The organism is Rhizobium oryzihabitans (assembly GCF_010669145.1).
GTDB classification, from domain to species: Bacteria; Pseudomonadota; Alphaproteobacteria; order Rhizobiales; family Rhizobiaceae; genus Agrobacterium; species Agrobacterium oryzihabitans.
Genome location: NZ_CP048635.1, coordinates 1,909,145 through 1,930,608 on the forward strand (window position 1 = coordinate 1,909,145; position 21,464 = coordinate 1,930,608).

At 60.4% G+C, this 21,464-nt stretch carries 18 protein-coding genes and 2 pseudogenes; 15 read left to right on the forward strand and 5 right to left on the reverse strand.

Annotated elements, in window-relative coordinates:
- Positions 1–3 precede the first annotated feature (3 nt).
- The 7 genes from G3A56_RS25310 (at position 4) to G3A56_RS25340 (ending at position 8,434) form a co-directional block, all read left to right on the forward strand.
- Entirely contained in the window at positions 4–1,569 is a 1,566-nt protein-coding gene (locus tag G3A56_RS25310; protein ID WP_082184741.1) for an ABC transporter substrate-binding protein, read from the forward strand.
- A 237-nt stretch (positions 1,570–1,806) separates the two neighbouring features.
- Positions 1,807–2,775 (forward strand): ABC transporter permease, encoded by a 969-nt coding sequence (locus G3A56_RS25315; protein WP_003499543.1) that lies wholly within the window; start codon positions 1,807–1,809, stop codon positions 2,773–2,775.
- 18 nt (positions 2,776–2,793) lie between these two features.
- A complete protein-coding gene (locus G3A56_RS25320) occupies positions 2,794–3,744 on the forward strand; it encodes an ABC transporter permease (protein WP_035224938.1) in 951 nt (316 codons plus the stop codon).
- 5 nt (positions 3,745–3,749) lie between these two features.
- A complete protein-coding gene (locus tag G3A56_RS25325; RefSeq protein ID WP_080840133.1) occupies positions 3,750–4,943 on the forward strand; it encodes an amidohydrolase family protein in 1,194 nt (397 codons plus the stop codon).
- Complete coding sequence (locus tag G3A56_RS25330; protein ID WP_164056882.1) at positions 4,943–6,436, forward strand: amidohydrolase family protein; 1,494 nt, start codon at positions 4,943–4,945, stop codon at positions 6,434–6,436. The genes G3A56_RS25325 and G3A56_RS25330 overlap by 1 nt, the downstream gene beginning before the upstream one ends.
- Entirely contained in the window at positions 6,429–7,412 is a 984-nt protein-coding gene (locus tag G3A56_RS25335; protein WP_137039781.1) for an ABC transporter ATP-binding protein, read from the forward strand. The genes G3A56_RS25330 and G3A56_RS25335 overlap by 8 nt, the downstream gene beginning before the upstream one ends.
- On the forward strand, positions 7,409–8,434 hold the full coding sequence (locus G3A56_RS25340; protein ID WP_082184740.1) for an ABC transporter ATP-binding protein: 1,026 nt from the start codon (positions 7,409–7,411) through the stop codon (positions 8,432–8,434). The genes G3A56_RS25335 and G3A56_RS25340 overlap by 4 nt, the downstream gene beginning before the upstream one ends.
- Before the next feature lie 8 nt (positions 8,435–8,442).
- Here G3A56_RS25340 and G3A56_RS25345 read toward each other — a convergent pair whose 3' ends face one another.
- On the reverse strand, positions 8,443–9,120 hold the full coding sequence (locus G3A56_RS25345) for a GntR family transcriptional regulator (RefSeq protein ID WP_164056865.1): 678 nt from the start codon (positions 9,118–9,120) through the stop codon (positions 8,443–8,445).
- A 130-nt stretch (positions 9,121–9,250) separates the two neighbouring features.
- Between G3A56_RS25345 and G3A56_RS25350 the strand changes: the two are divergent.
- Positions 9,251–9,879, forward strand: a pseudogene (locus G3A56_RS25350) (flavin reductase family protein).
- A 22-nt stretch (positions 9,880–9,901) separates the two neighbouring features.
- On the forward strand, positions 9,902–10,618 hold the full coding sequence (locus G3A56_RS25355) for an aspartate/glutamate racemase family protein (protein WP_080840139.1): 717 nt from the start codon (positions 9,902–9,904) through the stop codon (positions 10,616–10,618).
- 49 nt (positions 10,619–10,667) lie between these two features.
- On the opposite strand, the gene G3A56_RS25360 is transcribed toward G3A56_RS25355, so the two are convergent.
- The 4 genes from G3A56_RS25360 to G3A56_RS25375 form a co-directional block, all read right to left on the reverse strand.
- The gene (locus tag G3A56_RS25360) at positions 10,668–11,174 is read right to left on the reverse strand and encodes a DUF992 domain-containing protein (RefSeq protein ID WP_080840141.1); all 507 of its coding nucleotides are present in this window, start codon (positions 11,172–11,174) and stop codon (positions 10,668–10,670) included.
- Complete coding sequence (locus G3A56_RS25365) at positions 11,171–11,518, reverse strand: BON domain-containing protein (RefSeq protein ID WP_082184738.1); 348 nt, start codon at positions 11,516–11,518, stop codon at positions 11,171–11,173. The genes G3A56_RS25360 and G3A56_RS25365 overlap by 4 nt, the downstream gene beginning before the upstream one ends.
- Before the next feature lie 6 nt (positions 11,519–11,524).
- Complete coding sequence (locus tag G3A56_RS25370; protein ID WP_003499564.1) at positions 11,525–11,704, reverse strand: CsbD family protein; 180 nt, start codon at positions 11,702–11,704, stop codon at positions 11,525–11,527.
- 138 nt (positions 11,705–11,842) lie between these two features.
- Positions 11,843–13,321 (reverse strand): helix-turn-helix transcriptional regulator, encoded by a 1,479-nt coding sequence (locus tag G3A56_RS25375; RefSeq protein ID WP_082184737.1) that lies wholly within the window; start codon positions 13,319–13,321, stop codon positions 11,843–11,845.
- Between the two features lie 211 nt (positions 13,322–13,532).
- On the opposite strand from G3A56_RS25375, the pseudogene G3A56_RS25380 reads away from it, so the two are divergent.
- The 6 genes and pseudogenes from G3A56_RS25380 (at position 13,533) to G3A56_RS25405 (ending at position 21,458) form a co-directional block, all read left to right on the forward strand.
- Positions 13,533–14,343: pseudogene (locus G3A56_RS25380) on the forward strand (FadR/GntR family transcriptional regulator).
- 84 nt (positions 14,344–14,427) lie between these two features.
- Positions 14,428–15,936 (forward strand): ABC transporter substrate-binding protein, encoded by a 1,509-nt coding sequence (locus tag G3A56_RS25385; protein WP_082184736.1) that lies wholly within the window; start codon positions 14,428–14,430, stop codon positions 15,934–15,936.
- A gap of 67 nt (positions 15,937–16,003) precedes the next feature.
- Positions 16,004–16,951: an ABC transporter permease gene (locus G3A56_RS25390; protein WP_003499573.1), complete on the forward strand. Its 948-nt coding sequence runs from the start codon at positions 16,004–16,006 to the stop codon at positions 16,949–16,951.
- A gap of 11 nt (positions 16,952–16,962) precedes the next feature.
- Positions 16,963–17,835, forward strand: coding sequence for an ABC transporter permease (locus tag G3A56_RS25395; RefSeq protein ID WP_164056867.1), 873 nt, complete (start codon positions 16,963–16,965; stop codon positions 17,833–17,835).
- 22 nt (positions 17,836–17,857) lie between these two features.
- On the forward strand, positions 17,858–19,642 hold the full coding sequence (locus G3A56_RS25400) for a gamma-glutamyltransferase family protein (RefSeq protein WP_082184735.1): 1,785 nt from the start codon (positions 17,858–17,860) through the stop codon (positions 19,640–19,642).
- A 4-nt stretch (positions 19,643–19,646) separates the two neighbouring features.
- On the forward strand, positions 19,647–21,458 hold the full coding sequence (locus G3A56_RS25405) for an ABC transporter ATP-binding protein (RefSeq protein WP_082185959.1): 1,812 nt from the start codon (positions 19,647–19,649) through the stop codon (positions 21,456–21,458).
- Positions 21,459–21,464: the final 6 nt, after the last annotated feature.

Sequence of the window (21,464 nt, forward strand, 5' to 3'; positions counted from 1 at the left end):
CAAATGTCCCGAATGAGAAGTTTCGTCCTGGCCGCCCTGGCGGCGGCCGCCATTGCCGTTCCCGCAAGTGCTGAAACCCTGCGTTGGGCCGGCCGCGCCGACCTTTATTCGCTCGATCCATATTCGGTGCCGTCCACCTCCAATCTCGCCTTTCTCAATCATATCTATGAGGGGCTTGTCCGTTACGGACCCGACTTCAAGATCGAGCCGGCTCTTGCGACGGAATGGAAGCTTGTTGATGGAAAGACATGGCGTTTCACCCTGCGCAAGGGTGTGAAATTCCATGATGGCGCGGATTTCACCGCTGACGATGTTGTCGCGTCCTTCACGCGCGCCTCGGATGCCACTTCGCCGCTGCGCGGCAATATTCCGGTTTTTGCGGGCGTGAAGAAGGTCGATGATTATACCGTCGATCTCGACGTCACCGCGCCCACCTCGCTCTTCCTCAACGACATCACCAATATCTTCATCTTCAACGCCAAGTGGCTGAAGGGTAACAATAGCGAGAAGCCGACCGATTTCGCCTCCAAGGTCGATGGCTATACGACGATGCACACCAACGGCACCGGGCCCTTCAAGCTTGAAAGCCGCGTGCCCGACAGCAAGACGGTTCTTGTCGCCAATGAAGCCTGGTGGGATCAGAAAAAACACAATCTCGACCGCATCGAATTCGTGCCGATCGCCTCTGCGGCCACCCGTGTCGCGGCTTTGCTCTCCGGCGAAATCGACCTGATTGATTCCGCACCGATCCAGGATTTGCCGCGGCTTGAATCCTCGCCCAATATCACGGTGAAGAAGCGCACCGAGTTGCGCACGCTGTTCATCGGCTTCAACCGCCGCGAAAAGCTGGAGGACGGCAAGCCGAACCCCTTTAATGATCTTCGTGTTCGCCAGGCATTTGAACTGTCGATCGATCGCGATCTCATCAACAAGAAGGTCATGCGTGGCCTTGCAAGGCCGTCCGGCTCGCTCATCGCGCCTGAAATTTCGGGTTACGCCAAGTCGCTCGATACATTCCAGCCCGCCGATCCGGCGCAGTCGCAGAAGCTTCTTGCCGATGCCGGCATGAAGAACCTCGCTTTCACCTATACCTGCATGAATGACGAGAGCATCAACGAGGAAGATATCTGCTCCGGCGTCGCCAACATGCTGAAGCGTGGCGGTTTCCAGCCGACTATCGATATAGCGCCGCGCTCGGTGCAGTCTCCGAAGCGTAATGGCGGCAAGGCGGATGTCTTCAACCTCAGCTGGGCGAACGAACCGACACTCGATGCCTTCTCCTTCCTGTCGCAGATCCTCTCCACCCGAAAGGGCGCAATGGGCGTCTCCAACTATGGCGGCTGGTCGAACCCCGAGATCGACAAGCTGGTGGACCAGGCAGCGCAGGAGCAGGACAATACCAAACGTCTTGCCCTTGAAGAGGCGGCCTTGAAGATCGCCAAGGACGAGGCGATGCTTGTGCCGCTGCACCAGCAGCCGATTGCATGGGCGATGCTTGGCAAGGTGAAGAGCGTCGATTTCCGCGCCGACAACAAGCCGCGCCACTGGCTGACGCAACTCGACAAATAATCCGGAACTCGAAAAGGCATTCGGCATATTGCTGAATGCCTTTTCGGCCCATCCGGGGCAGCTTTCGTATCGGGTCAAAAGCGATGCCGTCTGCATTCGCTGCGCCGGATATATGATCCGCTGCCGGCGTGATTGTCGACAATTCTACAGGCGTAAACGACCTGTGCCCCGTCTCTGGAAAAGAATGGTCGAACCTGGCTGGCATCATGTCCATGGGTTCTCATCCGAGAGGTAATAATGCTGGTTTTCATCATCAAGCGTATGGGAAATGCCATTCTGGTCATGCTTTCCGTCGCGCTTATTGCATTTCTCATTTTCAGGCTGGCGGGAGATCCCGTCGAGCTGATGGTGGGGGAGCAGACCTCGCAGGAAGATCGCGCCGCGCTGCGTGAGCGGCTCGGCCTCAACGACAGTCTGCCCACGCAATATTTGCGGTTTGTCAAAGACGCGGCCCAGGGCAATTTCGGCGTTTCCTATCGCAACGGCCAGCAGGTGCTGCCGCTGATAGCGGAAAGGTTTCCGGCAACGCTGGAGCTTGTTCTGGTGGCCACGGTCCTTTCGCTCGTCGTCGGCCTGCCGCTTGGGGTGCTGACGGCGATCCGGCGTGGAAAGTGGTATACGGAGGGCCTGCAGTTCCTGTCGATTGTCGGCGTCTCGCTGCCGAGCTTCGTTGTCGGCATTCTGCTTATCCTCGTCTTTTCGGTGTCGCTTGGCTGGGCGCCGGCCTTCGGTCGAGGCGATGTCGTGCAGCTTGGCTGGTGGTCCACGGGCCTGCTTACCTCGTCGGGGCGTGCAGCGCTCATTCTGCCTGCCATTGCGCTCTCGCTTTACCAGATCACGCTGGTCATGCGTCTGGTGCGCGCCGAAATGCTGGAAGTGCTGCGGTCCGATTTCGTGAAATTCGCCCGTGCCCGCGGCATTCCCCGCTGGCGCATCTATTTCCGCCATGCGCTGCGCAACTGTCTGATGCCCGTCGTGACGCTGACGACGATGAATGTCGGCTCGCTCATCGCCTTTGCGCTCATCACCGAGACGGTGTTTCAGTGGCCGGGCATGGGCATGCTATTCATACAGGCGGTGACGTTTCTCGATATCCCCGTCATGGCGGCCTATCTCTGCATCATTTCCTTCATCTTCGTTGTCCTCAACACGTTCGTCGACATTGCCTATGCGGTGATCGATCCGCGTCTGCGCACCGCGCGCTAACCGAAGGGAGCCGGTTTCATGGCCACAGACCTTCCGCAAACGGCAAAACCTGCCCGCCCGTCGCTCATCAAACGCATACGCAACAGCGATCTCTACTGGTCGTTCAGCCACAGCAGATCGGCCAAGATCAGCGCGCTGATCCTGGCAATCCTCATCCTTGCCGCCATTTTCGCGCCACTGATTGCACCGCAGAACCCCTATGACGGCGCTTCGCTCGACATGTGGAAAGCCGAATTGCCGCCGGTGTGGCAGGAGGGTGGGGAATGGCCTTACCTGCTCGGCACGGATACGCAGGGGCGCGACATGCTCTCCGCCATCCTTTACGGCACGCGCATATCCATCGTCATCGGTGTCGCCTCCGTGGCGCTGTCTCTGGTGATCGGCATGACCGCCGGTCTGGTTGCCGGATATTTCGGCGGTTTTTCCGACAATCTCCTGATGCGCATCGGCGATATCACGCTTTCCATTCCGACAATTCTGGTGGCCATCCTCGTCTCCACGGTCGTCCGGCAGATGCTGCCGGACAGTCTTCGAGAGGTGGGCGCATCCGCCGTGCTCATTCTCGCCATCGCGCTTTCCGCCTGGGTGCAATATGCGCGCACCGTGCGTGCCCAGGCGATTGTGGAGACCGGCAAGGATTATGTGCAGGCGGCCAAGCTCATCGGCGTTCCCGCGCGCCGCATCATGGCCAACCATATTCTGCCCAATACGCTGACGCCGATCATGGTTGCCGCAACGCTGAATTTCGGCATGGCGATCCTGACTGAGGCGACCCTGTCGTTCCTTGGCATCGGCATGCCGCCCAGCCAGCCGTCGCTCGGAACGCTGATCCGCATCGGCAACCAGTTCCTGTTTTCCGGCTCCTGGTGGATCGTATTGTTTCCCGTTTTCCAGCTCTGCCTGCTCGTCGTCACCGTCAACCTTCTGGGTGACTGGCTGCGCGATGCGCTCAATCCGAAACTGAGGTGAGTTCCATGCACGATCTTCTGCTCCGCAACATCAGGCCCATGGCGGGCGACACCTGCGACATCATGATAAGGCAGGGAAAGATTGCCGGTTTTGGAAAGTTCGAGGCCGAACCCGGCATGCCGGTCGAGGATGGCAACGGCGCAATCCTCGCGCCCGGCCTCATCGATGCCCACACCCATCTCGACAAGACGACCTGGGGCATGCCCTGGCATGAGAACAACCGTGCCGCAATCCTGCGCGGGCGGATCGATTTCGAGCGCGAAAACCGCAGCCAGATCGGCATCGATCCGCACCGCCAGTCCATGCGCCACGCCATCGGTCTTGCCGCAAACGGCGGCACGCATATTCGCAGCCACGTGGATATCGATCCGACCCACGGCTTGAAGCTTGTTGAAGGCATATGGGAAACGCGCGAGAAGCTGAAAGGCATCATCGACATCGAGGTCGTTGCTTTCCCGCAGTCCGGCGTCATGGTCATGCCCGGCACGGTGGAACTGCTGGATGAGGCGCTGAAACAGGGCTGTGAAGTCCTCGGCGGCATCGATCCCTGCGGCATCGATCGCGATCCGAAAGGCCAGCTCGATATCCTCTTTGAACTCGCGGTCAGGCACGGCGTGCCGATCGACATTCATCTGCATGAGGCTGCCGATCTCGGCGCCTTCACCATGGAGCTGATTTTCGAGCGCATCCGCGCCAACGGCATGGAAGGCAAGGTTGCCATCAGCCACGCCTTTGCGCTCGGTATGAATGACTATCTCCGGGTCGGCAAGCTGATCGATGAGATCGCCCGGCTCGATGTGGCGATCCTGACGACCGGCGCGCCCTCGGCAAATGTGCCGTCTATCATGCGCCTGAAGGAAGCCGGTGTGCGTGTCGGCGGCGGCTGTGACGGCATTCGCGACACCTGGGGTCCCTGGGGCCAGCCGGATATGCTCGACCGTGCCAAGATCATCGGCATGAAGAACGGTCTGCGCTCGGATATCGAGCTTGCCCACGTCCTGCATGTCGTCTCGCAGGGCGGTGCCGATGTCATGGGCCTCAAGGATTACGGTCTTGATGTTGGCTGCGCCGCCGATTTCACGCTGCTGACCGGCGAGACCCTGGCCCATGCCGTTGTCGACATTGCCCCAAGACCGCTGGTCGTCAAGGGCGGGCGTGTCACCGCCAGAGGCGGCAAGGCCGTGGTGGAGGCGCCATGATGACCGTTTCGCTTCAGTCCCTCGCTCTCGGTGAACGTCCCTCCGGTCGCACGCTGCTCACCGCCAGTTGGGTGGTCGGCCACAAGGACGGGTCTCACCGGCTGCTTAAAAACGGCGATGTCGTGTTCGAGAACGGCGAAATCCTTTTCGTCGGGCATGGCTTTCCCGGCGAGGTTGCTCGCCGCGTCGATTTCGGCAATGCCCTGATCAGCCCCGGCCTGATCGACCTCGATGCCCTTTCCGATCTCGATACGACCATTCTGGGTATCGACAATCACCCCGGCTGGGCGAAGGGCCGTGTCTGGCCGCGCTCCTATTTCGAGGCGGGTCCCTACGAGATGTATTCCGGGGAAGAGCTTGCCTTCCAGAAGCGTTTCGCCTTCGGCCAGCTTCTCCTCAACGGCATCACCACGGCGGCACCCATTGCCTCGCTGTTTTACCGTGAATGGGGAGAAACCGTCGCCGAATTCGAAGCCGCAGCCGATGCCGCCGGCGAACTCGGCCTGCGGGTCTATCTCAGCCCCGCCTTCCGTTCCGGCGGCATGGTGCTGGAAGAGCCGGGACGCATGGTGCCGGTGTTCGATGAGGAGCGCGGCCTTCAGGGACTGAAGGAGGCGGTATCGTTTATCGAGCGGCAGACCGGAAGGCACGGCGATCTCGTGCGCGGTATGCTCGCACCTGATCGTGTCGAAACATCCACGCTCGCGTTGATGCAGAGAACCGATGCCGCCGCCCGTGATCTTGGCTGCAAGTTCCGCCTGCACATGGCGCAGGGCACTATGGAAGTGGACACGGTCCGCAAGCTGCACGGCTCGACTGCGCCGGTATGGCTCGCCAGGGCCGGCCTCTTGAGCGACCGCCTTATCGCGCCGCACGCCACCAATGCGACGCAGGAAGATCTGGCGCTCTACGCGGTAAACGGCGTGTCGATCGTCCACTGTCCGCTGGTGTCGGCTAGAAGCGGCAGCACGTTGTCGTCCTTCTCCGCCTGCCGGCAGCTTGGAATAAACATTGCGATGGGCACCGATACGGCGCCCGCCGACATGCTGATGAACCTGCTTGTCGGTCTCATCACCTGCCGTATCAATGATGGCGCGCCCGACAGGGTCAGATCGGCCGATCTGTTTGATGCCGCAACGCTTGGCGGCGCGCGGGCGCTGGGTCGCTCCGATCTCGGGCATCTTTCCAAGGGTGCCCGCGCCGATATCGCGGTCTTCGATCTCGATGACACGGTGATGGCGCCGAGCGTCGATCCGATCACGACGATTGTCACCGGCGGTTCGGGCAAGATCACGCGCGCGGTGTTTGTCGATGGTCGTCTCTCCATGCGGGAGAGACAGGTCGCGAATATCGATATGGCGCGTGCCCGCATTCAGGCGCAGGCGCAGTTCGATGGGCTGATTGCAAAATATCCCGAGCGAAGCTGGGCCAATCCGCCCGTTTCGGAAATCTTCCCCCCGAGCTACCCGGTGGAGGTGAACGCCAATGGATGACATGAACCAGTCGGTTATCGATGTCCGCAATCTGAAAGTCGAGTTTCCCGGCCGCCGGGGAACGGTGACGGCGCTTTCGGACATCAGCCTTTCCATCCGCCCCGGTGAAATTCTCGGTGTGGTGGGGGAATCCGGTGCCGGAAAATCCATGACGGGCCTTGCGATACAGGGCCTGCTGGAAAAGCCGGGCCGCATCGCGGATGGCGAGATATGGCTCGGCTCGCGCCGCATCGACAAACTCGACGACAGGGCGATGGAAAGCATCCGTGGCCGGGAAATCGGCGCGATCTTTCAGGATCCGCTCACCTCGCTCAATCCGCTGTTCACGGTCGGCGCGCAGCTGGTCGAGACGATCCGGCAGCATCTGCCGCTCTCCAAAAAAGATGCGCAGGCGCGTGCGGTGCAGCTGCTGCGGGATGTCGGCATTCCGTCTCCGGCAGACCGTATCGATCACTATCCGCATCAATTCTCCGGCGGCATGCGCCAGCGCGTCGTCATAGCGCTCGCACTCGCAGCGTCGCCGAAGCTGATCATCGCCGACGAACCGACGACGGCGCTTGACGTGTCGATCCAGGCGCAGATCATCTCGCTGCTGCGCAGGCTCTGCAAGGAGAAGCAGACCGCCGTTATGCTCGTCACGCATGATATGGGCGTGATCGCCGAGGCTGCCGACCGCGTTGCTGTGCTTTATGCCGGCAGGTTGATCGAGGTTGGTCCGGTGGAACAGGTTCTGCATGCGCCGAAGCACCCCTATACGCAGGGCCTGATGGCCTCCATTCCCTCGCTTGGCGCGCGGGTGGAACGGCTCAACCAGATCGACGGCGCCATGCCGCGTCTCGACGCCATCCCGCCCGGCTGCGCCTTCAATCCGCGCTGCGGATTTTCAGGGCCGCGCTGTCTTCGCGAGCGGCCGGAACTGGAGGCGGCGGGTGATGGCGCCAGCGCCTGCTGGATGAATGCAGGAGGTACAGCATGAAAACGTCCGTGGTTAAAACGCCCGCACAGAAAACGCCGGCATTGACGGTTAAAGGTCTCACCAAGACCTTCGATGTCTCAGCGCCATGGCTCAATCGCGTCATCGAACGGAAGCCCCGGCAGTTCGTGCAGGCGGTGAACGACATCGATTTTACGGTGCCGGCTGGCGGCTGTCTCAGCATCGTCGGGGAAAGCGGCTGCGGCAAATCGACGGTTGCCCGGCTGGTGACGGGGCTGTTCCGCCCAAGCGCCGGTGATTTCCGCTTCGCCAGGGGCCGCAAGGATACGCCGCTTTCGGCGCAGATGATCTTTCAGGATCCCTATGCCTCGCTCAATCCGCGCTGGCGGGTGAAGAACATCATCGCCGAGCCTATCCGCGAACTGAAACTGCGCGCGACCCGTGCAGAAACCATGGAACGTGTGGAAGAGCTGCTGCGCACAGTCGGCCTTTCGGCTTCGGACGGCGAAAAGTTTCCGCATGAATTTTCAGGCGGCCAGCGCCAGCGCATCTCGATTGCCCGCGCTCTGGCGAGCGAGCCGGAGTTTCTGGTCTGCGACGAGCCAACATCCGCGCTCGACGTTTCGGTGCAGGCGCAGGTGCTGAACCTGATGCGATGCCTTCAGGACGAGCTGGGGCTGACCTATCTTTTCATCAGCCATGATATGAGCGTCGTTCGCCACATGTCGGATCGTATCGCGGTCATGTATCTCGGCCGCATCGTGGAGGAGGGCGATACGGAGGAGCTGTTCGCCCGCCCGCGCCACCCCTATACCCAGCTTCTGCTGCAGACCATTCCCAATATCGACGCGCCGCGCCGCGACCGGGAACTGGTTGCCGGTGAAGTTCCAAGCCCGCTGAAGCCGCCATCCGGCTGCACGTTTCATCCGCGTTGTCCGCTCGCAACGGCACGCTGTTCGGCGGAGGTGCCACAAGTGCGCACGCTTGCCGGCGGCACGCGCGTCGCATGCCATCTGGTGGAAGAACAGGAAGAACGGGTGGTAGCGGCACGGGAACTCGTCTGACCGGAAGGTCAGGCGAGTGCGGCGCGCAGATCGTGGGAAAGGTCGCGGATTTCGCTAAGATCGAGTTCCGCCTCCACATGTTCCAGGTGATGGGTCATCAGATGTATGGCTTTTGCCGGGTCGTTGTTGGCAATCGCGTCGACGATTTCCGCATGCTCGTCCGGTCCGCAATTGAAGCGGTCGGTATTGCGGTAAACGGCGGTGATGAGGGAGGAACGCGAAATGAGGTCGCGCATGGTGGTGAACAGGAAATCGGAACCCAGCGTTTCCGCAAGCAGCAGGTGGAAGCCGCCGGAAAGCTTGATGATATCCGTGGTGATGTTGTGAGCATTGGCGAGGCGCTCCTTGGCGACATGGTCGCGAAGCCGCTTCAGATCGGCCTTGGTGGCGGATCTGCACAGGCGCTCGACGACACATTGCTCCACCGTGCGGCGCACGAAGAACACGTCTCGCGCCTCTTCGACCGATGGTTTCGAAACGAAGGCGCCACGATTGGGCACGATGGTGACGAGACCGTCGCGCTCCAGCACCGAGAGCGCCTGACGGATACGCGCGCGGCTGACGTTGAAAATCGTCGCCAGCTGCTCCTCTTTCAGCTGCACGCCGGGGCGCAGCCGACGCTCAGCGATCGACAGCCAGACTTTCTCGACAATTTGCTGCGTGGACTGGCCGTTCTGCTCGGTCATTTGTTTCGCTCTCCATTAGGGTTAGAGAAGCGTGATGCCGCCGAAAAAGTCAACTGTTTCAACAGGGTTTTGGTTGCATAATTGTCAACAATATGAAACAATATTGTGTACTATAAATGGGGCCACTGTCATGGAATTCGACTTCACCACGCTTGAGCCGCAGAGCCGTTATCGGCTGCTGACGAATTTTATCGGTCCCCGGCCGATAGCGCTTGTCACGACGCGTTCGGCAGCGGGCCACAACAACGCGGCCCCGATGAGTTTTTTCAATGTTTTCTCCCATGATCCGCCCATCGTCGTTCTGGGTATCCAGCCGCGTCTGAATGGCGAGGAGAAGGATACAATGGCCAATATTCGCCGCACCGGCGAGTTTGTCGTCAACATGGTCGATATGACCATCTCCGAACATATGCTCGTCTGCGGCCTCGGCTTCGACAGCGAGGTCGACGAACTTTCCATGGCGAAGCTGACGCCTGCGCCCTGCAGCAAGATCGATGCGAGCTTTGCGGCGGAATCGCCCTGCGCCTTCGAATGCCGCGTCGAGCGTGTGATCGATTACCCGCGCCGCGCGCTGGTTCTGGGGAGGTCGTGCATATGCATGTCCACAGGGACTGCCTCGACAAGGATGGGCATTATGTCGATCCGGACCGATACCAGCCGATCGCGCGCCTCCACGCCGACAATTACATCACCTCGGATCGCCAGTTTGTCCTGAAGGCGCCACCGATTACCGACTTCATCAAGCCAGATGGCAAATGAGCGTCCTGAAAGGCGAGCCCGAATGCATATTCGTCTGATCAACCCGAACTCAACCGCCTCCATGACGGCGCAGGCGCTGGACAGCGCCATGCGTGTCAAACAGGCGCACACGACGATCTCAGCGACAAATCCCCTCGATACGCCCGTCAGCATTGAAGGCGGGGCCGATGAGGCGCTGGCTGTTCCGGGCATGCTGGAGGAAATCCGCAAGGGTGAACGTCTGGGCGTCGATGCCTATGTCATTGCCTGCTTTGACGATCCGGGCCTGCATGCTGCCCGGGAAGTGGCGCGTGGCCCCGTCATCGGCATCTGCCAGGCCGGCATTCAGGTGGCCATGACCATCAGCCGCCGTTTTTCCATCATCACGACGCTGCCGCGCTCAATTCCGATTATCGAAGACCTCGTCGACAATTACGGCGCGCAGCGGCATTGCCGCCGGGTCCGTGCCATCAATCTGCCGGTGCTCGGTCTCGAGGAGGATCCGCATGCCGCAGAGGCGATGCTGATCCGCGAAATCGAAGCGGCAAAGAAAGAGGATGCGGCAGAAGCCATCATCCTTGGCTGCGCCGGCATGTCGGCGCTGTGCGACAGGCTGCGCGAGGCAACGGGCGTCCCCGTGATCGATGGCGTCACCGCCGCCGTCAAGCTCGCCGAAGCCCTGGTGGGCGCTGGATACAGCACATCCAAGGTCAATGCCTATGATTATCCGCGCATCAAGGAGACCAAGCTCGTCGCCTGAGTGGACTGCGGTTTCGGGAGGGCCCGAAACCGCGCATCGGGGAGAGAGGTTAGCGGACGTGCTTCAGTTGCAGGCGGGAGACGCCGGCTGCAACGTTCACGCCCGTACCGACTTCGGCGCTGATGGGCTGAAGTGCGAAGTTCTTGGCGTTACCGCCGATGAGCGCGTTGGCGCCGACACCCACGCCAACGGAAGCTCCGGCGGAAGCGCCGACATAATCACCGCTCAGCGCACCGTCACCGATACGGCTGGCGGCGGTGTTGAGCACGATCCAGCTCATGTAGGTCTTACCGGTCACGCCGATATCGAGGCCGAGCTTGCCAATATTGCCGGTATAGCGCTCGGTCTTGCCGGAGCGCTGACGGAACTGGCAGTCCACGCTTTTGCTGGAGCCGACAACAAGGCCAACGCCGCCGGCGATTTCGCAGGACAGGGTGCCCACGCGTTCCTTCTGTGCAGTTTCTGTCGCGCGTTTGGAGTTATGCTTTGTTTCGGCGGAAGCGATTGGCGCGAGCGCAAGCGTTGCAATCGCGGTTGCAAGAACGAATTTCTTCATGGTGTATCACTCCTGTTGTTAGTCACGAGATGAATGCGTGGGGAAGACGCATCCAGGTAAGTCCGCGTCCGCTGACGGATCGCCAGATCGGCGATGATCGGCCGCGACGCGAAACATTCTGCGATGATGACCGCTCGTTCGAAGGCGGAAAGAGTTTCAACCTCACCGGTTAGGATGATGCGCCCATCCGAAGATGTGACGGATATGCAGCTGTTTTCCTGCCCATCCGCATAGGCGATCAGCGCCTGCAGCGCGGCGCACAGGCTGACTTCCTGCGGATTGAAACCCGTCGCCATGTGTGCATCGCCTGAGAGCATCATCGTGAAACCTCCTGCCTTGAACATTGGGGATCACTTCAAAGCTTTGGTGATGGTGTCTTTCGCCTTGCCAAGTTTCTCCTGCGCCCGGCCGGCAATCTTTTCAGCCTTTCCTTCCGCCTGAAGTTTCTCGTTGCCGGTAATCTTGCCGGTGGCTTCCTTGATGGTGCCCTTTGCCTGGCGGGCAATACCGTCGATCCGGTTCTTATCCATAACGAACTCCTTCCATCGTTAGATGCTGCCGCTGTTGATAGCGGCATGATGGAAAGGTAGTCCGGCGCAGGCGCCTTTAGCAGGGCATTAGCTACTAGTTGAACTGGTACAAAATGACCTATTTTCACTCGATCAGGCTTATTTTCCCTTGCGCCCGGCAAAGCCGCGCTCACGCGCCCAGATGACGGCGGCGGTGCGGCGGTTCACGCCGATCTTGCCGTAAAGCGATGCAATATGGTTTCGGATCGTGTGTTTGGAAAGGTGAAGCCTTTCGCTCATCTCCTTGTCGCTGCAACCGTCACAGATCAGCGACAGGATTTCCTCCTCGCGATCCGTCAGGTCCTTCAGCGAGGCGGACGGCGTTGCCCTGCTTGCGTTCTGCCGCAGTCCCGCCAGCCTCTCGACAACAGTGCGGCTGAACCAGGAGGTATCGGTCATCACGCTCTCGATCGCTTCGATCAGTTCATTCTCCGACCGTCTCCTCTCGGTCACATCCTGTATCGCCCAGATGACACATTGCTGGTCGTTGATTTCGGCGCGCTCGGCGGAAACGATGCACTCGGCGGCACCACCATCGCTCAGCTTCATGCGCATGTTTTCGTTGCGAATGGGGATATTGTCCCGCAGCCGCTTTTCCAGATCCCGGCGGGCCGAAACGTCTTCCCAAAGCCGCAATTCGCTTGCCGTCTTGCCCACCACCTCTGCCTCCTTGCGCCCGCATAATTGCAGGAAGGCGTCATTGACTTCGGTCAGAACGAAATCCTCCAGCCTCGAGACGGCGGCCGGTGCCGGTGACAGGCGAAATGACTTGAAGAACCGCTCCTCGCTCTGGCGCAGCGCATTCTGGGCTTTGCGGCGTCCATCAAGATCGGCGAAAGTGAAGAGCATGCAGGGCTCTTCGGCAACTGCGATCGTCTCGCCCGCAACGATGACCAGCCGGTCGCCTCCCTGTATCGGAATGAGCGCTTCCCGCTGGCGGATGACCCTGCCTTCATGCAGCCTCTTCAGTGCGTCTTCACCGGTATCGCAAGCGGAAAACAGCCCGAGTTCCTCGACGCTGATGCCGATGATTTCCTCGCGCGTAAAGCCCGTCATTTCAAGGAAGCCCTGATTGACGCGGATGAATCGCTCATCCTCCAGACGGCAGATCAGGCCGGGGGCGGGATTGGCATTGAAGGCGCTCTCAAAGCGTGCCTCCGCCTCAAAGCGCGGCGTCTCGTCGCGAATGATAAGGACCAGAACATCAGGTTTGGCGCCCGCATCTTCGAGAATAAGCCCGCGCACGGTGTGCACCCGGCTTTCCGCCTCGTCACCGCTTGGCAGTACCTCCACCGTCACCTCGTCAAAAGTCTCGCCGCCCAGGAGCCGCTCCAGCGGATATTGTCCTTCACCGAGCAGATGATTGTTGCGATAGCGGAGCGTGAATCTGCGCCTGTAATCGACAGCATTCTCGCCAAGGTCCGACAGGGCCTCAATGCGGTGCATCTCAAGCGCCGCCCTGTTCGCCCAGGCGATCGTCCCGTCATTCTCGAGGAGGATAAGCCCGTCGCTCAGCCCGGCTATGAGGTTTTGCAGCACCAGCCGGTTGATCTTGGGAATGTTTACGCTGTCGTCCATGTCGCCCCGGCATTTTGATGGTTTGCGCACGTTATAACGCGCGGTCTCGGCAAGTGTTGCGTTGGGCGTAGCGGACGGGAAATGCGTTCGGGTCAGCAATGCGACAGAGCCATGCTTTTCCTGCCCTCAAAAAACGCTGCGTGCCTATATTTTGAGCGGCCATTTTTACCGCTCAAAAATGCGCTTGACGTTCGCGAAAATTTCTCAACAAATGAACCAATGTGAGATTGGTTCAACTAATGGTGCGACGTGGCGGCAGGCCCTAACGACAACTCCAACTACGCCCTGGCGAAGCTGCGCGTGTATATTCAGACGCAGGATCTCGCGAAGGACGGCCGTTTGCCGACGGAGCGGGCCTTTGCGGAAACCTTCAATGTCGGCCGTCGTGCGGTTCGCCGGGCACTTGAGGTTCTGGAGGCTGAAGGGCTGATCTGGCGGCGTCAGGGGCGGGGACCTTTGTGGGTGAAAAACCGGATGATTGGTCCGCTCAGGTCACCGAACTGGTCGCCGGCACCGACATCATGGAAATCATGGAGGTGCGTCTGCGCATTGAGCCGCAACTGGCGCAGCTTGCGGCCATGCGCGCCAAGCCCGCCGAGGTGGAGCGTATGCGCGCCCTCGTCCAGAAGACCGGCCAGAGCACGGATGCCGACGCCAAGGAATTATGGGATGGTTCGCTGCACCGTCAGATCGCCCAGAGCGCCGGCAACAGGCTCTTCCTGTCGATTTTTGACGTCGTCAACCGCATTCGCCAGGACGATGCCTGGCAGTCGATACGAGAACTTGCCCGCCGTACCGGCACGAATGGCAGGGCTTCTTTCGAGCAGCATATGGCCATCGTTGACGCCATAGCCGACCGCGATCCAGCCAGAGCCGGAGAAGCGATGCGCCAGCATCTTCTCATGCATCAGGAGAGGCTGATCCGCGCCACGTCGCTTGGGTTTCAGGACGAGAAGGCCGCAGAAGACAGCGCGCCCCAAAGCCCAGACGAAGCCGACCAACCGCTTACGCCGGCCTCATAGGCCGCGGACCAAAACCTGTCGGTTTCGGCCGGCCAATGACAAAAACAACGAAAAAACAAAGACAACCAGACCAGAGGATGGAACATGAAGAAGATATACACATTGACTGCGGCCCTGTTGGCCAGTGCGTTCCTGACGGCACCGGCGATGGCCTCCGAATTGCGCATCGGCCTCAACGATGACGCGGATGTACTTGATCCCGCGCAATCGCGCACCTTCGTCGGCCGTATCGTTTACACCGCCATGTGCGACAAGCTGGTCGACATTTCCCAGGACATGAAGATCGTTCCCCAGCTTGCCACAGAATGGGCCTGGTCCGAAGGCGGCAAGGTGCTGACGATGAAGATCCGCGACGGTGTGAAGTTCCACGATGGCGAGACGCTGGATGCAGCCGCTGTCGTCGCCACCATCGAGCGCAACATGACCCTGCCGGAATCCCGCCGCAAGAGCGAGCTTTCTTCGGTCGAGAAGGTTGAGGCCACCGGGCCGCTGGAGGTCAAGTTCACGCTGAAGACGCCTGACGTTACGCTGCTTGCCCAGCTTTCCGACCGCGCCGGCATGATCGTCGCGCCGAAGGCGGCCAAGGAACTGGGCGCGAATTTCGGCTCCAAGCCGGTCTGCGCCGGACCGTTCAAATTTGTCGAGCGCATCCAGCAGGACCGTATCGTGCTCGAAAAATTCGCCGATTATTGGGACAAGGACAAGATCAAGGTCGACAAAATCGTCTATCTGCCGATCCCCGATACCACGGTGAAGCTTGCAAACCTGCGCTCGGGCGATCTTGATATTGCCGAGCGCATCTCGGCATCGGACGCGGAATCCGTGAAGAACGACGCCAACCTGACCTATGCCGACGTGATTGGTCCGGGTTACATGGCCATGTATGTCAACATCAATAATGGTCCGCGTGCGGATAATCCGCTCGGCAAGGACAAGCGCCTGCGTCAGGCTTTCTCTTACGCGATTGACCGCGAAGCGATCGGCCAGATCGTCTTTGAGGGCACTTCCAAGGCCGGCAATCAGTCGTTCCCGCCCACAAGCCCCTGGTTCAACCAGAACCTGGCCGTGCCGCCCCGCGATATCGACAAGGCCAAGCAGCTGATGAAGGAGGCGGGCTACGAGACGCTCGACGTCGAACTTCAGCACGCCAACAACACCACGCAGACGCAGATGATGCAGGTGATCCAGTCCATGGTGGCGGAAGCCGGTTTCAACGTGACCCTGAAGGCCACGGAGTTCGCGACGCTGCTTTCCGAACAGACCGCCGGCAACTACCAGCTCAGCCGTTCCGACTGGTCCGGTCGTATCGATCCCGATGGCAATCTTCACCAGTTTGTCACCTGCAAGGGCGGCATCAACGATGTGAAATATTGCAATCCTGAAGTCGACAAGCTGCTGAATGAAGCACGCGCCTCGACTGAGGATGCGGTCCGCAAGGAAAAATACGATGCGGCAAGCGTCATCCTCAACGATGACATGCCAATCATCTATCTCGGCCACCAGCCCTATGCCTATGCCATCTCCAAGAAGGTCAAGGGCTGGGAGCCATCGCCTGATGGCATGATCCGCCTTCTCGGTGTGAGCAAGGACTAAGCGCTTCAAATCCGCCGCACGGCTTGCCGTGCGGCCCTCCAGAACGTGTACGAACGGGGGCAATGCCATGCCTGTCTACATCGGCAAGCGACTGCTTGTCGCGATCCCGACGCTTTTGATCATCTCCATCTTCGTCTTCTCGCTGCAGAAACTGCTGCCCGGAGATCCGGTTCTCGCCATGGCGGGTGAGGAGCGAGACCCCGCGACGATCGAATTCCTGCGGGAGAAATATCGACTGAACGACCCGGTGCCGCTCCAGTACATCAACTGGCTGGGTGGCGTGGTGACCGGCGATTTCGGTATTTCGCTGCGGACCAATCAGCCCGTGCTGGAACTGATAGGCCAGAAGCTGCCGGTCACCATTCAGCTCGCGGTCATGGCGATGTTCTTCGCGATGGTCATCGGCATTCCGATCGGCATTCTGGCCGCTGTCAAGAAAAACACATGGATCGATTACACGGCCAATATCGTGGCGCTTTCCGGCCTGTCGATCCCGAATTTCTGGCTCGGCATCATGCTGATCCTGCTGGTGTCGGTCAAACTAGGCTGGCTGCCGGCATCCGGTTATGAATCGATCTTCGTCGACCCCGTCCGCTCCATCGAAACCATGATCATGCCCGCCTTCGTGCTGGGCAATGCGCTTGCGGCAACATTGATGCGTCATACGCGTTCGGCAATGGTCGCGGTGCTGAGCTCGGACTATATCCGCACCGCTCGCGCCAAGGGTCTTTCGCCGCGTGAAATCATCCTGTCGCACAGTTTTCGCAACGCGCTTCTGCCCGTCATCACGCTGCTGGCACTGCTTTTCGGTGAGTTGCTGGCCGGTGCGGTTCTGACGGAGCAGATCTTCACCATTCCCGGCTTCGGCAAGATGACCGTCGATGCGGTCTTCACCCGCGATTACGCCGTCGTCCAGGGCATCGTGCTCTGCACCGCGGTCGGCTTCATCCTCATGAACCTGCTGGCGGACATCGCTTATGTCCTGCTTAACCCTCGCCTCAGGGCGACGATCTGAGGCCCGATATCATGACCGCTCTCGACCAAAACCTGTCCGTACCGGTGCCGAGGCAGGAAAGCCGCGCCTGGAAGAAAATGAAGCGCAACAAATCGGCGCTGGCCGGTCTGATTATCGTGCTTTTCTTCACGGTGCTTGCCGTTGCAGCACCCATCCTGCCGATTGCTGACCCGATTGCGACCAGCTGGTCGGCCATCCGCAAGGCGCCGTCCGCCGCCCATTGGCTTGGCACCGATGACCTCGGCCGCGACATTCTCTCGCGCATGATCTATGGCGCCCGCGCCTCTCTGATGGCCGGCGTCGTTTCCGTCATGATCGCGGTGGTCATCGGCGTGCCGTTCGGGCTGATTTCAGGTTATTTCGGCGGCTGGGTGGATATGGTCATATCGCGCATCACCGAAGCGCTGCTGGCCATGCCTTTCCTCATCATGGCGATTGCCCTTGCCGCCTTCCTCGGCCCGAGCCTTACCAATGCGATGATCGCCATCGGGCTTTCCGCCATGCCGATTTTCGTGCGGCTGACCCGCGGCCAGGTGCTGGCGGTCAAGATGGAAGACTATGTCGAGGGGGCAAGGTCGATTGGCCTCAACCACTTCGACATCATGACGCGCTACATTCTGCCGAATGTCTTTGCCCCCATCATCGTGCAGGCAACCTTGACGGTTGCGACCGCCATCATCGCGGAAGCGAGCCTTTCCTTCCTCGGCCTTGGCCAGCAGGCACCGGCGCCGTCGTGGGGTTCGATGCTGAACACGGCAAAAAATTTCCTGAGTCAGGCGCCATGGATGACGATGTGGCCCGGCATTGCAATTTTCCTCGTCGTCATAGGCTTCAATCTCCTCGGCGACGGCCTGCGTGACGCGCTCGATCCGCGCGAAGCATGATTTCTCATAAGGAACTGACTGAATGACCGAATTCACCACACGCCCCGAAATTCTCGGCACATTCGGCGTCGTCACGTCGACGCACTGGATCGCATCGTCGGTGGGCATGGCAATCCTCGAAAAGGGGGGCAATGCCTTCGACGCGGCGGTCGCCACCGGCTTCGTGCTACAGATCGTCGAACCGCATCTCTGCGGTCCGGGCGGCGACATGCCTGCGGTCTTTTATTCGAAGAAGAAGGACAAGGTCGAAGTCATCTGCGCGCAGGGTCCTGCTCCGAGCGGCGCGACGATCGAACATTATACATCCGAGGGGCTGAAGCTGATCCCCGGCGACGGGCTGCTCGCAACCGTCATTCCCGGAGCCTTCGACGGCTGGATGCTGATGCTGCGCGACTACGGCACGATGAGCGTCCGCGAGGTGCTGGAGCCCGCCATCTATTATGCCGAATACGGACATCCGACCCTGCCGCGCGTTTCTGCCACCATCAAGGGGCTTGCGGAATTCTTCGAGAAGGAATGGCCGACATCCTACGAGACCTGGCTGCCGGGCGGTGCCGCACCCGAACCGCATGCCCTTTTCCGGAACCCGGTTCTTGCGGAAACCTACAAGCGGATCGTCACTGAATCCGAAGCGCGTTCGGGTCGCGAGAACCAGATCGAAGCGGCGCGTGATGCCTTCTACCGGGGTTTCGTAGCGGAAGCTATCGACACATACGTAAAGACCGCCGAAGTCATGGATGCAAGCGGCACCAGGCACAGGGGCGTGCTGACGGCGCAGGACATGGCGGACTGGAGCGCGACCATCGAGGCGCCGCAGACGCTCGATTATCATGACTGGACGATTGCCAAGACGCCCGCATGGGGGCAGGGACCGGTTCTGTTGCAGTCGCTCGCCCTCTTGAAAGGCTTCGATCTCGCGGCCATGGACCCGTCCGGTCCCGATTTCATCCACACGATTGTTGAAGCCATGAAGCTCGCCTTTGCCGACCGTGAGGTCTATTACGGCGATCCGGAATTCGGCCAGATTCCGACGGAATATCTTCTCTCCGAGGGCTACAATGCCGGGCGTCGTAAACTGATCGGCAGCGAGGCATCGCTCGAGCTGCGTCCCGGCACCGTACCGGGTTACGAAAAGCAGGTGGATGCCACCATGGCGATGCTGGCCGAGATGAGCGGCAAGGGCGCGGTTTACGAACCGACCATGTCGCATCTGACGGAAAAGCGCGGTGATACGGTGCATATCGACGTCATCGACCGCTGGGGCAACATGGTTTCCACCACGCCGTCGGGCGGCTGGCTGCAATCCTCGCCCATCGTGCCGGGCCTTGGTTTCGCGCTCAATTCCCGCGCCCAGATGTTCTGGCTGAAGGAAGGCCTGCCGACTTCGCTTGCTCCGGGAAAACGCCCGCGCACGACGCTGACGCCATCGCTTGCGCTGCATCAGGGACGTCCTTCCATGGTCTTCGGCACGCCGGGCGGCGACCAGCAGGACCAATGGCAGCTGCCTTTCTTCCTGCGATATGCGCATCACGGCAAGAACCTGCAGGCGGCCATCGACATGCCGCTTTTCCACACTTCGCATTTTCCGGGCTCGTTTTATCCGCGCACCAGCTCGCCGGGCGAAATCATGGTGGAAAGCACAGCGGGTGACATCACGCTGCAGGAGCTTCGCCGCCGTGGCCACAAGGTCACCGTTGCCGATGCCTGGTCGGTAGGGCGCCTGACCGCCGCGCGACGGGATGCCGACGGCCTGCTGCGGGCCGCGGCAACGCCGCGACTGATGCAGGCCTATGCGGTGGGGCGATAAAACCATGAAGACGACACCTGTCCTCTCCGTTCGAAACCTGACCATCTCTTTCCTTGTCGATGATGCGTGGAAGAGCGTTGTGCGCAACGTCTCCTTCGATGTCGCTCCGGGTGAAACCGTCGCCATTGTCGGCGAGTCCGGATCCGGCAAATCCGTCACCTCGCTGTCAATCATGCGCCTGCTTAGCCCCAATTCAAGCCGGATCGAGGGTGAAGTTCTCTTGAACGGGCGCAATCTTCTGGCGCTTTCCGAGAGGGAAATGCGGGGCGTGCGTGGCAACGACATCTCGATGATCTTTCAGGAGCCGATGACGTCGCTCAATCCGATCTTCACGATCGGCCGCCAGATTTCCGAGGTCCTCATCCGGCACAAGGGCCTTTCGAAGCAGCAGGCAAGGGCAGAGACCGTCCGGCTTCTGGAAAAGGTTCGCATTCCCAACGCGGCCGGTCGCTTCGATGAATATCCGCATCAGTTTTCCGGTGGCATGCGCCAGCGCGTGATGATCGCCATGGCGCTCGCCTCGCGGCCGAAACTGCTGATCGCCGACGAACCCACAACCGCGCTCGACGTCACCATTCAGGGCCAGATTCTCGACCTGATCAAGCTGCTTCAGGAAGAGGAGGGCATGTCCGTCCTCTTCATCACCCATGACATGGGCGTGGTGGCGGAGATCGCCGACCGCACCATCGTCATGTTCCGGGGCGACGAGGTTGAGACCGGACCGACCGGGGATATATTCGAGCGCGGCAAGCATCCCTATACGCGGGCGCTGCTTTCGGCGGTGCCGAAGCTCGGCTCCATGCGCGACCGGCAATGGCCGACGCGCTTTCCGGTCCTCGACATGAAAACCGGCCTGTCGACCGAGCCGGTGGAAGTGGCCGAGACGGTTGCGAGCGGCCAGACGCCGGTCCTGTCGGTCAAGAACCTCGTGACACGTTTTCCCATCCGTTCCGGCCTGTGGGCGCGCCAGACGGGCGCGGTTCACGCCGTCGAAAACGTCTCCTTCGACCTGTTTCAGGGCGAAACGCTCGCGCTTGTCGGCGAGTCCGGTTGCGGAAAATCGACCACCGGCCGCTCGATCATGCGCCTTGTGGAGCCTTCGGGCGGCGAGGTTTCGCTCGACGGTTACGATGTCATGCGGCTTGATACGGTCGGTCTGCGCAATATGCGCAAGTCCGTGCAGATGATCTTTCAGGACCCGTTCTCGTCGCTTAATCCGCGCATGACGGTGGGGACCGCGATTTCCGAACCCTTCATCAAACACAAACTGGGCACCACGAAACAGGCAAAGGAAAAGACCGCCGATCTCCTCGAAAAGGTTGGTCTGGCTGCCGATATGGCCAGCCGTTACCCGCATGAATTCTCCGGCGGCCAGCGCCAGCGTATCGCAATCGCCCGTGCGCTTGCCCTTGATCCGAAGGTCATCGTCGCCGATGAAAGCGTGTCGGCGCTCGATGTCTCGATCAAGGCGCAGGTCTGCAACCTGTTGCTCGACCTTCAGCAGAGCCTCAATCTGGCCTTCCTGTTCATCTCCCATGACATGGCGGTGGTGGAGCGCGTCAGCCACCGGGTGGCTGTGATGTATCTCGGCGAAATTGTCGAAATCGGCCCGCGCGCGGCCGTCTTCGACAATCCGCAACATGCCTATACGAAGAAACTCATGGCGGCGGTGCCGGTGCCTGATCCGGCGCGGCGCGGGATAAGACGCGGCATATCCAATGACGAGCTGAAAAGTCCGATACGGGCAATGGGTTATGAGGTGCCTGAGCGGAACTACAGGACGGTTTCACCTGGCCATCTGGTTCAGGTGGGGTAAGGTTTG

What these genes read in the sequence shown, in the direction of transcription:
- G3A56_RS25395 (WP_164056867.1), top strand. Translation starts at nt 16,963, where the DNA reads ATGACCGCTCTCGACCAAAACCTGTCCGTACCGGTGCCGAGGCAGGAA.
- G3A56_RS25330 (WP_164056882.1), top strand. Translation starts at nt 4,943, where the DNA reads ATGACCGTTTCGCTTCAGTCCCTCGCTCTCGGTGAACGTCCCTCCGGT.
- G3A56_RS25320 (WP_035224938.1), top strand. Translation starts at nt 2,794, where the DNA reads ATGGCCACAGACCTTCCGCAAACGGCAAAACCTGCCCGCCCGTCGCTC.
- G3A56_RS25390 (WP_003499573.1), top strand. Translation starts at nt 16,004, where the DNA reads ATGCCTGTCTACATCGGCAAGCGACTGCTTGTCGCGATCCCGACGCTT.
- G3A56_RS25310 (WP_082184741.1), top strand. Translation starts at nt 4, where the DNA reads ATGTCCCGAATGAGAAGTTTCGTCCTGGCCGCCCTGGCGGCGGCCGCC.
- G3A56_RS25385 (WP_082184736.1), top strand. Translation starts at nt 14,428, where the DNA reads ATGAAGAAGATATACACATTGACTGCGGCCCTGTTGGCCAGTGCGTTC.
- G3A56_RS25325 (WP_080840133.1), top strand. Translation starts at nt 3,750, where the DNA reads ATGCACGATCTTCTGCTCCGCAACATCAGGCCCATGGCGGGCGACACC.
- G3A56_RS25365 (WP_082184738.1), bottom strand. Translation starts at nt 11,518, where the DNA reads ATGTTCAAGGCAGGAGGTTTCACGATGATGCTCTCAGGCGATGCACAC.
- G3A56_RS25360 (WP_080840141.1), bottom strand. Translation starts at nt 11,174, where the DNA reads ATGAAGAAATTCGTTCTTGCAACCGCGATTGCAACGCTTGCGCTCGCG.
- G3A56_RS25370 (WP_003499564.1), bottom strand. Translation starts at nt 11,704, where the DNA reads ATGGATAAGAACCGGATCGACGGTATTGCCCGCCAGGCAAAGGGCACC.
- G3A56_RS25405 (WP_082185959.1), top strand. Translation starts at nt 19,647, where the DNA reads ATGAAGACGACACCTGTCCTCTCCGTTCGAAACCTGACCATCTCTTTC.
- G3A56_RS25345 (WP_164056865.1), bottom strand. Translation starts at nt 9,120, where the DNA reads ATGACCGAGCAGAACGGCCAGTCCACGCAGCAAATTGTCGAGAAAGTC.
- G3A56_RS25340 (WP_082184740.1), top strand. Translation starts at nt 7,409, where the DNA reads ATGAAAACGTCCGTGGTTAAAACGCCCGCACAGAAAACGCCGGCATTG.
- G3A56_RS25335 (WP_137039781.1), top strand. Translation starts at nt 6,429, where the DNA reads ATGGATGACATGAACCAGTCGGTTATCGATGTCCGCAATCTGAAAGTC.
- G3A56_RS25315 (WP_003499543.1), top strand. Translation starts at nt 1,807, where the DNA reads ATGCTGGTTTTCATCATCAAGCGTATGGGAAATGCCATTCTGGTCATG.
- G3A56_RS25375 (WP_082184737.1), bottom strand. Translation starts at nt 13,321, where the DNA reads ATGGACGACAGCGTAAACATTCCCAAGATCAACCGGCTGGTGCTGCAA.
- G3A56_RS25355 (WP_080840139.1), top strand. Translation starts at nt 9,902, where the DNA reads ATGCATATTCGTCTGATCAACCCGAACTCAACCGCCTCCATGACGGCG.
- G3A56_RS25400 (WP_082184735.1), top strand. Translation starts at nt 17,858, where the DNA reads ATGACCGAATTCACCACACGCCCCGAAATTCTCGGCACATTCGGCGTC.